The sequence below is a fragment of the Photorhabdus sp. RM322S genome (genome assembly GCF_042879395.1).
Taxonomy (GTDB): Bacteria; Pseudomonadota; Gammaproteobacteria; order Enterobacterales; family Enterobacteriaceae; genus Photorhabdus; species Photorhabdus khanii.
In genome coordinates this window covers 31,197-43,722 of the sequence record NZ_JBHFKW010000004.1, presented here as the reverse complement: position 1 = coordinate 43,722, position 12,526 = coordinate 31,197, and the positions used below count along the sequence as shown (strand labels likewise).

Here is a 12,526-nt window from a genome sequence, read left to right as displayed (position 1 = left end):
AATATAAGGATTTATGATGAATAACCTTTTACATGTCGAGTATAGCCAAACGGGGCAAAGTTCTAGCCTTAACTCGATGGGAATGCGTGAAATGCAAGCCCGAGCTTTTGCTGAACGTGATAGTCAGTATCTGTTGATTAAAGCTCCCCCAGCCTGCGGAAAATCGCGTGCACTTATGTTTCTTGGCCTGGATAAGCTGGAACATCAGAATTTGAGAAAGGTGATAGTCGCGGTCCCGGAAAAATCCATCGGGGGTTCATTTCAAGATACCAGGCTCAGTGAGCATGGTTTTTTCGCTGACTGGGTTGTTAAACCGGAAAATAACCTATGTGTAGATGGCGGTGAGTCAGGAAAGGTCAAAGCTTTCCAGTGCTTTATGACCAGTGATGACAAGATTCTTGTGTGTACTCACGCAACCTTGCGTTTTGCTTTTGAAAAATTAGCAGTGACTGATTTTGATAATTGTCTTGTAGCTATTGATGAGTTCCACCATGTTTCAGCAGACGGTGATAACCGCTTGGGTAGCCTCATTGATGAATTGATGAAAAAATCAAGTGCGCACATTATCGCTATGACTGGCTCTTACTTCCGGGGTGATACGGTACCTATCTTGTTGGCCGAAGATGAAGCATTGTTCACAAAGGTTACTTATACCTACTATGAGCAGCTAAACGGTTACCAATACTTGAAATCCTTGGGTATCGGTTACCATTTTTACCAAGGGCCTTATATTGAAGCTTTACCTTCAGTTCTGGATGCTAATAAGAAAACTATAATTCATATCCCAAATGTTAACTCTGGTGAATCCACTAAGGACAAGCATGGAGAAGTAGATGCTATTCTGGATGTTTTGGGAAATGTGTTAAAACGCGACACAGTCACAGGTGTATACCATATTGAGGCTAAAGATGGACGTTTGCTTAAATTAGCTAATCTGGTCGATGATAACCCCATTGAAAGGCCAAAAATCCAAGCCTATCTGCGTAATATCAAAGCTGCCGATGACATAGACATTATCATCGCGTTGGGCATGGCTAAAGAAGGTTTTGACTGGCCATTTTGTGAACATGTTTTGACCATTGGTTACCGCAGTTCGTTAACAGAAATCGTACAGATTATTGGCCGTGCCACACGTGATTGTATTGGCAAAAAACATGCGCAATTCACCAACTTAATTGCCCAGCCAGATGCGCAGGATGACGATGTAAAATCATCGGTCAACAACATGCTAAAAGCGATTACGACCTCGTTATTAATGGAACAGATTCTTGCCCCCAGCATCCAGTTCAAACCCCGTTCGCAATGGGACGGAAAACCACTACCGCCGAATACCCTATTAGTTGACGATTCATCAAGCACACCTGTATCCCAAAAGGTGCTAGACATTCTTAATGGCGACAAGAATGAGATTATGGCAACGTTAATGGCTAACGAACAAACTGTAAAAGAAGCAATCAGTGAAACCGCTCCGCCTGAAACTATCACTCAGGTGGCGTTGCCCGCAGTGATTCAAACTCTTTACCCTGACTTGACTGTTGAGGAACAAGAACAAATAAGGCAGGGTATCCTACAAAGTATGCTAATTACTCAGCAAGGCGGATTATTCGAGGGTGAAGACCTGCCGTCTGATGCCGTAATAGACATGGGAGATAATTCTGGGATGGAATCCAGTTCAAGCGTTGTTGGAAAACAGTTTCTTAAAATGGGCGAGAAATTCCTTTGCATCGACAATCTTGATATAGATCTGATTGATTCCATTAATCCATTTCATGGTGCTTATGAGATCCTCTCTAAGTCGGTTACGGCTCCTATGCTGAAGACCATTCAGGAGGCTGTCAGTGCCAGTAAATCTCAAGTTTCTGAAGAGGAAGCTGTAATCCTTTGGCCTAAGATTAAACAATTCAAAAAAGAGCACGGACAAGAACCATCGTTGAACTCAAGTGACCCGATTGAGGTACGGTATGCGGAAGCTTTAGCGTTTATACGTAAGATGAAACAGCAACAGATGGCAAAACAGGGACAGTAATATGATCCGTTTATCGACTAATCACCTGTCTGGTAAATCGACATTGAATAGTATCATTTCAGAGGACGATGAATTCGACCTGCTTGACGTGCAACCGCTTAAACCCAAATCAGGATTAGATAACCTGTATGGTAATCAATTTTCAGAAATCGTAGCGTATTACGAACTGCATGGTCGGCTTCCAACTGAAGGAAATACGGTATCTCTTGATGAAAAGCGCCTTGCAAGGCGCTTAAAGAGTATTAAAGAGAACCCAGATTTGTGTTTACAACTAAGATCCATAGATTTCTATAACTTACTGGAATCAAACAGTTCGGACTATATACATACCAACTTGGCCGCAGAGTCTGAAGCACCCGCTTATATCAATAAATCAGAACTTGTTACCTCATTGGAAGACATTTTTGCAGATGACGATGATGAACTGCTAAATTTCGATGAGCCTGATATTTTTAGCATGACGCATGTTTCGGTTGATAGAAAAGATCAACCCGATGAAATTGCTCAACGACAGCCTTGTCCCGATTTTCAGCGGTTTGAGCCTCTCTTTCTTCAATTACGAGATGGCTTAAAAAATGGTATATTCGGTCTAGAACGTTTTACGCATAAATTAAAAATTAACGAAGGTGATTTTTTTGTTCTTAACGGCGTGATTGGTTACGTACATAGTGCGGGTGAGCGTCTGAATGAATATAGTACTTATAATGCGCGTCTACACCTGATATTTGAAAATGGCACTGAAATGAATATGCTCTATCAGTCCTTAACTCATGGCTTAGTGAGGGACAAAGAAGGGCGCAAAGTGCAACTCAATGGTCAGAAACTGATACCTTTAGATGTTTCTGTTCGATCTGGTTTGGTTTATATACTTGCAACTAAGAGTAAAGACCCTGCGCTCATACCTTATAAACAAAATTTATACAAAATTGGTTTTACTGAAACGACTGTAGAACAGCGAATCAAAAATGCTGAAAAAGACCGTACTTTTCTTGAGGCTCCTGTCAGAATTGTAGCCACTAACCAATGTTTCAATTTAAATGCACAAAAACTTGAAGCTTTAGTACATGGTTTTCTAGCAACTCGTCGTCTTAGCATTACGCTTACAAGCTATACAGGTCAGGTTTATGCACCGAAGGAATGGTTTAATGTCCCTCTGGCTACAGTACAGGCTGTAATTCAATATATTGTGGATGGTACTATTTCTCAATACCGTCTGGATAACACAACGGGAAAAATTGTTTCGAAACGTTGATTGTTATGGCTGGTTGTGGTGAATGCTTATGGCAAAATATTCTCATTAGAAACGATTTTAGATTTATATCATTTTCCTGAATAGACCTTCATAAACAGAAGACCAGTGATATTTTTCTGTTTATGAAGGTCCGAACGCATTTTGTAGCAGATAAAACCGACTCATCGAGGGAATTATCAGACTGGCAAAGCCAGCCTGATGTGGATGAATGAGGGTAACGTGAGTAGCATAGATTGGATTTTTGCGTAGCGATCTGAACACTGCTCAGCCAAAGATTGCCCACAGACAAATAGAACAACATACTGACATTCAGACTGTTATCTCCTCCAGTCTTTTTTCTAATCTTTTTTGGTCTATTGTACTACGACGTCTTTCACTAATTTGGCTATTGGTACTGAAACATGTGAGCAGCCTGTTCAACTGTTCAATGGTAAATGAGTTCAGCAATTTTTCGCTAAGCACAAGGTTGAATCGGTTGTCTGCATCGTCATAGCTGGAAGAGTTTTCTGCATACGAAATCGATATATTTTGTAAGGCCTCGCGGCAATCCATGTCATGGTAAACTTCGGTAATAAATTCATACTCTGCGATTGTAAATCGCCTGATCTGATTATCATCTAATGTATCCTTCAAAAATTTGCAGTAATCGTCAGGTTTTTTGAATGAAAACATACTACAAATCTTAAGACCATAAAAAATATCATCTTCAGTTTCCTTGTCACGGTAGGTTTTCAGGCGGTCACGCATCTCTTTAGAAAAAGCATCATAGACTTCTCTATTGAGGGACAGAAAATGAAAGAGGAAGGTAAGGGTGTTTGTTTTGAAGGAAATGTTCTCAAAAAAATCAATTTCCTCTTTCATTTTTTGGATGAGAGTATCACTTTTTTTTACTTCCTTGTACAGATGAAAACAAGCACTTTGATTCATCATTCGATATTTAACTGCATCTTCGTCATCTAATTTAAAACTGAATTTGTAGAAGTTTCTAAATATCTGATAAATTGCTGAGGGAGTTAACCTCTGACAGTATTTATCAATGAGGGGTTTGATATTGTTTAATTCTGAGTAGTATTCACTATTTTCTTTTAGAGTGTCTCTTAGTACTGGAAAGATATCTTTTCCATAATAGTTCTTACGTATCAGAAAATCATCCAGAGCGTTTAAAATCATGCTTTTTACCGACTCCTTATTGGGGGTGTATAGGGCATTATCCTCCGACAACACTGGGTGTGCACAGAGATGTCTTTTTTTCTGGATATCTCTTATGTTCGAAATTTCACCAATTCCGATAAATTTTTTGTTGGTGTAAAATCCTTCAAAAAGGTCCAGCTCCCACTCGGAGGATTTACTATTTTCCTGCTGCAGTTTTTCAATAGTGATTAGCTTCTTTTGCGCCCAAGCATCACCTGTAAGTTCAAAAAGCTTTTGCGTTTTGTAAACTGCATCGCAGACTAAAACTGACCAAAGTGATACTACAGCCGCTCGGTAATTGCCATTTATATAGCTGCTATACACTTCACGAAAGTAATAACGTGAAGCACTGGATTCAATGAGATCAGCTTTTTCTTCTATACCCATGCTGCGAACAATGTTCATTTTTCATCCTAAATTATCCGTAAAAGTTCATAATAAGATAAGCCACATTATATATATTCGTACTGCCTGTTGGGGCAATAAGCTATGCGACTAAATCGCTTACCGGATACTTCCGGTCAAGACTGACTCTTCTAATACTTATGGGATTTAATAATCCCACTTCTCGCTCATAGTAGGTTGTAACATTGGATTGTGTTCTACACGATAATGAATATCAGCTCATATCTAAGATTAAAAAAATTGATTATCTGCATAAGTTAATGGAGGTTAATCCTCCTTAGAGGAGTTAAGCTCGTAGTAAATCGCCATTTGTCGCAGGCTTGATATCTCAAGGTTGATAACGGACTTGCCTGCTCGATCTTCTCTTTCGGAGACATCCGGATTTAACAAAAAGACTCGAAAATATCTGACATCTTCAGTTCCCAAAATTTCATCAACGTAATGGCCGAATCGTCCTTTTTCCATAAGGTTCTTATCGATATACAGACGAACGGGTTTATCATCATGTTTATCGAAGAAATTAATGAGAAAACCACGGCCATAGCGTTTCATCAGAGAGCCACCTCCATAAATGACACCTGCGTATTGGTTTGTTAGTCCTTTCTGAATATGTGTTATGTATTCATGGAGATTGATCTGCCCGTGGCGTAGGACTCTTAATCTTAATGTCCTGAACTCGTCGTAACTAAGAATTTCTCTAGCCTCCTGCCAGGTGTCTACCAGCCGCTGGAGTTGGTTAGTACGTGTATAACGACTCCACTTGTGGGCTTTATCGGTAGAAGAATCATCGTCCTTGATGGATTTTTTTACTTGTGAAAGTAGTGCAGGTTGACTAGATTTGTTTTGCTCAGCATCTTTCTCATCAGTACAAGGATCGAAGCAATTGATAAAATCATTTAGCTTCTGCTTGGCCTTTCTTTCTGTGTAGTCAGCCTCTGTCTCATCAGGCTGACGGACCTGATCAGCTTCCTCCGTAAACTGCATCCATTCACATCCCAGATGATGGGGATGTGGTGAACGGAAATGTGCAGCTTTGAATTTATTCCCGTCTTCCGCCTTAACATGATAGTTAACGCCCCTAATGGTGACGTTGCAGTTGCGATCGCTGCAGGAAAAAGTGAATCGTTGTCTGTCATGTGGCTTTCTAGAAAAGAATTCTGTTCTTGCTTCATCAATGGATACACATCGATCTAACTCATTGCAATAAGCAAATAGTACTTTCGTCTTTGTCATACTTCCTCCATGATGATTTTAGCAATCACTTTATCTTTATGAATTTATTGTTTTTAAAGGATTTAACCAGATCCTTTTTCATCTGTTCAACTAGTTCATCAGCATACGCTTTAGCTATTTCCATCCCTTTCGATTTAGCGACGATGAGCAGAGATGTCACGTCATTTTCCCTCCCACAGTTGGCACAAATGACAAAGCTGTGACCAGGAGGTGAGTAATCCGTGTAAGGTAAGGCAAACTGCTCTGAGCGACAGAATGTACAACGCAGCCGGATCGTTTCTTTAAGGTCTTCCATCATCCCGTCAGACCTGGAAGCGAACCAGCTAGACCTCCGACAATAGAGCCAACCAAAGGGTGTTCCAAAAATTTAGCAAGCCGGCTTTTGGCTTCCTGCTTTTCTTCGTCAGAAGCTGAAGATTCCTCGATCTGCTGAAGTAATTGATTAAATACATTGTGAATGTTTTGTGTATTACCATTACCAACCTGTGCTGGCCCATGAACATTTAGCGTCGCGATTTGCATGCTGGCTCCTAACTCGTAAGAACGGTTTTTCCCATGTTTGACTGATATAGCCCGGCTCTGGCCTTCTTCTGTCAGGGATACATGTTCAAAATCTCCATAGTCCTTACGTAGAAGAGAACGGGAATGGCAGATGTTGATGATTTTGAACAAATACTCTTCCGACCAGTGAAACCGCTCGTCAATAGCAATGCGATCGTTCTGGTCCATATCAAATGCAAATGAAACAGTTTTGATCGTTTCTCCGAGGTTCTCCATGTCATCGTTCATATATGTCAAAAGAGCATCTATATCTGACTGAATTTTCTCCGCGTCCATTTTTTACCTTATTTTTCGATAGTTAGGAAACAAGCATCGTGATAAGCAGATCGCCCGCCTTGCTGACTAATGCAACAATCTCGAAAGCCATTTGAAAATCTTTATGATTACATTTGTCTTAGAAGCCTGTTGATTTGAAGTAACAGTCTTACTCGGAATGTTTTGAGCTGGTGATACCGGCTGTGAAGCTGATGTTCTCGTCGGTGCCACATAATGTGTTGATGATTTATTAGGTACTACATGCTGAGTTTGCGCTCTTGCTGGCGCTACAGTTTGTGTAGAAGCCCGTAACTTGTTGAGGATTGCCTGGTTTGCAGTTGTGGCGTTAGTGCTCATAGGCATAGGAGTTGAAGTGGTGCTCTTACCCTTAATCCGCTCTAGGACTTCCTGATTACTTCTAGTAGAAGTTGATGTTTGTCGACTATCGTTTGGCCCAGCAAGACGCCAACGGGCATCTTTTTCTGAAAGAACGGTCATTTGACCGATAGTCGTTACTGTAATTGAGATATGTGAATATTTGTATTTCCCGCTAACGTAAGGCGGTTCCATAAGACCGATTACACTAATCCATTTCCCGATCCATGAGGCATCGGGTTTTGAAGGTAAAGCACTAATGCCTTCGCTCCATATTGATATTTTAAAGATATTACCGCGCCAATCTTCGAAATTAACAAAGATGTATGGTTTGCCATTTCGGGTCTTATTGAGTTTGACGTCAATAATCTTCCCGATAACTTCAACTTTATCACCAACTCGCTGAAGGCAGGCGCTGTACTCTAGGGCTGATAATACTGTGTAGGCACCGATGTAACCGGGCTTCAGTCTGCTGCTTGGTATATCCCCATTCATACTAATAGTTGCTAGGGATACGGGAATGTTTCTGCCAGCAATGAAGTCATTAAGGGAAGGTGTTTTTTCTATCGCGGAAGCGCAGACTGCGGCAAAATTCTTTACATAGGTGGAAAGCTGTTGAATGCTTGATAGCATCCCTAAGATGGAAGATGATCTGGGGTCTACAAAGTCATTAGCTCGAAAAACGATTGCATCCAGTTCCGAATTTGATTTATCCCAAATGGACGGATCGATTTGCAAGGTTTTAAGAGCTAGCCAGAGCGTAATAAGTGAGAAACGGTCCAGAGTGTGATTGAACGGATTCGTTGCTTTACGGCGGGGATGCTGAAAATTGACATGCCCCAGCTCCGAGCTTCCTAATGTCTTAATCTCATCAACGAACATTCCGTCATAGTCGATTAGCTGGACGGTTGCGCCTCCGCCGGAAACCATCAGGTTTCCGGTCTGGAAATCACCATGTGCAATTTTTTCTTTTTCAAGGTAGGCAGCAAGTGATTCAATCGATGCAGATAGTTTCGCTAATGCTTGTGCAGAATGCCTGTTGACCTCAAGGAACTCTCCTAGTGTCTCTCCCTTAGCCCATGCCATTTTGACGATAGGGTATGATATTCCTTCGACTTTGATCCCTTGGGGCTGAAACTGGAAGTCGAGAAAATAGGGTGAACGTAGGCTGGAAATTTTCCTCGAGATAGCCTCATAACGGCATTCTAAAGCCTTTGACTCTCTATGAAAGCAACGAACGGCGTATTTCTTAACGCCTGATTTGATCGTATAGGTCAGTGCAAAGCCACCGCTGATGGCTAGAGGTAGACCCAACCCTGTTGTGGCAACAGAGCCAGATTTCAATTCAGGATCGATTAGCAGCTTACTATGTAGCTGAAACGCTTGGTTGTATTGTTCAAGAGATGGGTAAGGCATCTTTCTTTCCGCGTTAAAACGATAGTACAAGCAGTGTTGAGTCGTCGATATGCATACGTTTTGCTGCACGCTCTCTCAGGACTAACTCTGCCAGCTCTTCCTCAGTTTGCAGCGAAAGTAATTCGATAAAACCAGAATCCTCTGCCAGCGCTTGTTTCAGTGCCCATTCGCCGAGCGCATCTGTCATACAGAGGAGTTTGGGTTGGGTGAGTTTTTCAAGGTAAAAAGTTTTCCCATGCCGTTTCCAGAAAGTGCTTCCACCGACGAAATCGTTATGAGCGGGCAGCGTAGCAAGCAGTGTTGGCCGCTCATTAAATTTTTCTGGATTATCGAAAGGCCATGCGCAAATGAGTTTCCCGCAATCAACCAGCATGGTGATGCTATCTCCAATAGCAAGAATCTCTACCGCCTGATGCTCTTCAAATTCCTCTACACCTATTAGTGTCGCAAAACTGCCTCTTTCGAATGCCGATTGCTGGGACCAAGACATAGAAGGGAAGTCATGCGTGGCAGAATATTCCGCTAAAGCAGATGCTACCCATTCAGGATTTACTTTCGGATCTGCGATAAATTTACGAGCAAGAAGATCAGCCCATAACTTTGAGTTGAAGGACTCGCTCGCTCCATCACATAGAGCAAGCCTTCTCCCGTCGTCGGAGAAGGCAAATTTATCTTCATTCGCCTCAGGGTATCCAGGATCTTTTGGAACTGTCCCTGAGAATTCCAGTTTCATTGCTGACTCAACGCAGCTGAGAAGCGCGGGTTCCGATGTCGAAGAAATCGACGAGTTCGGCAGCCTCAGCATTGAACATGAATCCACGAGATTCTATACCGACTGTATGACCTTTTTCCTGCGCGAAACGCACCAGATGTTCCGGAAGAGGGCTGGACATACGGAAAAGCAGCTTAGCGTAGGCATCCGGTAAGCCAGTGTCAGAGGAGGGGAATCTGATTGGATCATTTCCGAGAGAACTGACATGGATATTAAGAATCAGAACTTCACCGTCATTGGTGCGAATTTGTCGTAGATGATTGGCAATCTCTTCCGGGTCACCGTCGTTTGATTCGCCGTCAGTCACATGCAGGATAGTCGGAGGATAGCAATCCGGATGGGCATCACACCAAGTCACCAACTCTTCGGCGGCTCTGGTTAGGGCTTCACGCATAGGCGTGCCGCCACTAGCAATAGGATCGAACCATACTGGAAACTTAATTGCTGTCTCGATGATTCCGCCTGCTCCATCATCCATCTTCCGTTTGCGATCTTCTACTCTGGCAGGATTCTGTTCTAGAGCAGAAATTGGGTTGAGGACTTGTCCTCCCAGCGGACCAGAGAGGCCATTAGAAACCCCTTGACCGCCATAACCTAAAACACCAATTTCGAAATAGTCACGTACGCCTTCAGACTTGGTGCAGCGAGTGATTAGGTTCATTAAAGTTCGATTAAGCGCATCGGCGACGAACTCAGCCTTGCTTCGGCCGGAAGACATTTTGTCGGACATTGAACCTGATTGATCGACGACGAAAAGAAATGCTGCTGGATTAGTACGGCTAATTTGAGCTTCGTATGCCATATGTCATTTTCCTTTTTGAGATTGTTCCTATCCTATCAAGTTGTTAGACAATTGCGAATGATGCCCAAAGAACAGTCAAAACTTTTTGACATGCTTTGACGAATATCACATTTCACAACTTTTATATTTATATATAACTGATTTTAATAAATAAAACATAATTATCATTAATGTTTTTATCCGGTGCATTCATCACGACAACTAATGGCATATATCCAGTCTTTGCATAGCGGACAGTATTTTTCGCCATGCCAGCAAAGCTGGCACCAGACACAGTGCCAGTTCCGTACCACTGTGGCCTGACGCAACCGAAGCTTTGTGAAGGAGGGGAAGGCTTGCCCTGGATCTTTTCGCATATCAGAGGCTTCGACTCTCCGATTGTATCGACACGCCTTTAACTGCTTGAAGTGTTGAATCTCCCCTGGTTGGTGAACAAAACTCTTCACACTCGTCAGTGGCTCGACATGAACGCCAATCTTCAGTTTACAACTGACACAGAACAGCGAGTCATAATCCTCCTGCTCGACAGTCTCCGGTGTTACCCATTCCCCTCGTCTGGTGACGGCATCAGGGGCAAAAACAAAATGGTACATAATCAGCTCCGGAACATAAAAAAAGCCAGCGTGGTGTGCTGGCTTTGTGGGGTTAAATGGGGTGTGCAGAAAAGATGGGTATTACGACCTGCGCTGTTTCTTTCTTGTCTTCAGTGCTTTGATTTCACCCCGACCAAAGGTCCTGGCATTCCCCGGGAGCACCAGGCGAGCACAGGCATCAATTTTGGTCAGATAGCTGACTGCCTTGAGCAACCCTTTTTCCATTGATGTATTCCCACGCTCCAGCTTGCCTATACCGCACTCGGTATAACGGTCCTTGTGAGCATTACAGTTGTAATAATGCCCTTCGCCCTTAGTGATGGTGTCTTTCCAGTACTCACCAAATGCCCGGGCCAGACTGACGTCCTGCTGTGCCTTGTGACCATTGAGCACAAAGAGCATGTGATAATGAAACTGGCGGGAAGGGGCATACTCCAGCTTCCATACCGTCCCCAGTACATGGCGAAACAGCGGGTTCTTTTTCATGTTACGAAGTAGCTTCTGACGGCATTCACGGGCCATATCAGCGGTGATCGCTGATTTATGTTCATCATTCCAGGATAAATCCACCCTTAATACCAGAAGACGCGAATAGCGGGACTGCAGATGACGGAGATAATTCCATGCGCCTTTCAGGTTTTTCACCGAAGTCCGTTTATACTTTTTACTCGCTTTTTTGAAATCAGACTGGCGAACTGCTGAGCGATAATTCTGCGCAAGCTTATTCAGTAACTCAGCAGTTGTTATTGGGTCCGGTGGTAATATTTTTCCGTGATGAACACGAAAGCGTAAGTCTGTTTGATTCAGTAGTCGACGAAACAGTGCGATACGGGGATTGACTTCACGGTTATTCAGGTAAGCCTTCTCCAGTATTTCCAGATAGCGTAGCGCATCCAGTAGCCATATAGCACCTTCATTCTGCTTATAGTCAGTGCGATTAAACATGACAGTAAAAGGTAACGAATGATCTTTGCTCAGATTTTTAAGACAGGTATCCAGAGATTCTATCTGGTCTCTTGATTCGTGGTCGGTAGTAATAACCAGATTCAGCTGGTCATTATCAATGTGGATGTCAGCATGTGATGATAAAACGTTATCAGGTAAATTCATTATAAATACTCGTAAAGGTGTCTACCAGCGATTACTGGCAGACAATGGTTGACTGATGAAAGTTACTTACTGATATCTCTGTATTTACACGTTACGGTTTTATGGCTGGTTTAATAGGTAGAGGGGGCTGATAGTTAATAAGTCAAATGGAATAACGGTGTAGCATCAGTTATGCATAATCACTGAGTGAGATTGTATCTGTTAACCTTTAGCATGGTAACTGTGAGCTAATGATTATCAAATAGCTTCTCACTTTGTTTGAATAATGCGTAATTAAGAGTTGGTTAATTAGGTGTGATTATAGCATTGCATGGTATCGGTGTGATCCTGCTTAACCCGCAAGATCCGGGTAATAGCCAGACTCTCATCCCGGCGCGAGAGCGAACCAGTATTGACTGGCAATCCGTTAACCATCTGGTGGTAGAGAACAAGGATTTTAAAGAATTTATCGATTTGGTTTCTGATTATCATCAGACAGGAAAAATACATAAGGCGCTGTGGAATAGATAGCTCGAGCCAAGATTTCAATCACAAA

12 protein-coding genes are annotated in these 12,526 nt (G+C 42.5%); 3 read left to right on the top strand and 9 right to left on the bottom strand.

Translation table 11 applies throughout. From position 1 onward, the window contains the following. Positions 1-13: 13 nt before the first annotated feature. Complete coding sequence (locus ACGF63_RS03585) at positions 14-2,026, top strand: DEAD/DEAH box helicase (RefSeq protein WP_387628847.1); 2,013 nt, start codon at positions 14-16, stop codon at positions 2,024-2,026. A gap of 1 nt (position 2,027) precedes the next feature. Further along, a complete protein-coding gene (locus ACGF63_RS03580) occupies positions 2,028-3,278 on the top strand; it encodes a GIY-YIG nuclease family protein (protein WP_387628845.1) in 1,251 nt (416 codons plus the stop codon). Positions 3,279-3,587: 309 nt separating this feature from the next. Here the strand turns inward: ACGF63_RS03580 and ACGF63_RS03575 are convergent, their stop codons facing one another. The 9 genes from ACGF63_RS03575 to ACGF63_RS03535 form a co-directional block, all read right to left on the bottom strand. After that, positions 3,588-4,874, bottom strand: coding sequence for a hypothetical protein (locus ACGF63_RS03575; RefSeq protein WP_387628842.1), 1,287 nt, complete (start codon positions 4,872-4,874; stop codon positions 3,588-3,590). 267 nt (positions 4,875-5,141) lie between these two features. Continuing rightward, on the bottom strand, positions 5,142-6,107 hold the full coding sequence (locus ACGF63_RS03570) for a hypothetical protein (protein ID WP_387628839.1): 966 nt from the start codon (positions 6,105-6,107) through the stop codon (positions 5,142-5,144). 25 nt (positions 6,108-6,132) lie between these two features. Further along, complete coding sequence (locus tag ACGF63_RS03565; RefSeq protein ID WP_387628836.1) at positions 6,133-6,405, bottom strand: hypothetical protein; 273 nt, start codon at positions 6,403-6,405, stop codon at positions 6,133-6,135. Then, positions 6,402-6,944 (bottom strand): hypothetical protein, encoded by a 543-nt coding sequence (locus ACGF63_RS03560; RefSeq protein WP_387628834.1) that lies wholly within the window; start codon positions 6,942-6,944, stop codon positions 6,402-6,404. The genes ACGF63_RS03565 and ACGF63_RS03560 overlap by 4 nt, the downstream gene beginning before the upstream one ends. Before the next feature lie 66 nt (positions 6,945-7,010). After that, positions 7,011-8,714 (bottom strand): serine/threonine protein kinase, encoded by a 1,704-nt coding sequence (locus ACGF63_RS03555; RefSeq protein ID WP_387628832.1) that lies wholly within the window; start codon positions 8,712-8,714, stop codon positions 7,011-7,013. A gap of 13 nt (positions 8,715-8,727) precedes the next feature. Beyond that, positions 8,728-9,447, bottom strand: coding sequence for a TerY-P anti-phage system serine/threonine phosphatase (locus ACGF63_RS03550; protein ID WP_387628830.1), 720 nt, complete (start codon positions 9,445-9,447; stop codon positions 8,728-8,730). A gap of 7 nt (positions 9,448-9,454) precedes the next feature. Beyond that, positions 9,455-10,288, bottom strand: coding sequence for a TerY-P anti-phage system-associated VWA domain-containing protein (locus ACGF63_RS03545; protein ID WP_387628827.1), 834 nt, complete (start codon positions 10,286-10,288; stop codon positions 9,455-9,457). A gap of 176 nt (positions 10,289-10,464) precedes the next feature. Further along, a complete protein-coding gene (locus ACGF63_RS03540; protein WP_387628824.1) occupies positions 10,465-10,881 on the bottom strand; it encodes a putative zinc ribbon protein in 417 nt (138 codons plus the stop codon). A gap of 81 nt (positions 10,882-10,962) precedes the next feature. Continuing rightward, a complete protein-coding gene (locus ACGF63_RS03535; protein WP_387628822.1) occupies positions 10,963-11,991 on the bottom strand; it encodes an inovirus-type Gp2 protein in 1,029 nt (342 codons plus the stop codon). Positions 11,992-12,285: 294 nt separating this feature from the next. Between ACGF63_RS03535 and ACGF63_RS03530 the strand changes: the two genes are divergently transcribed. Further along, positions 12,286-12,501 carry a hypothetical protein gene (locus tag ACGF63_RS03530; protein ID WP_387628820.1) on the top strand — a complete coding sequence of 72 codons (216 nt, stop codon included), beginning with the start codon at positions 12,286-12,288 and terminating at the stop codon, positions 12,499-12,501. Positions 12,502-12,526: the final 25 nt, after the last annotated feature.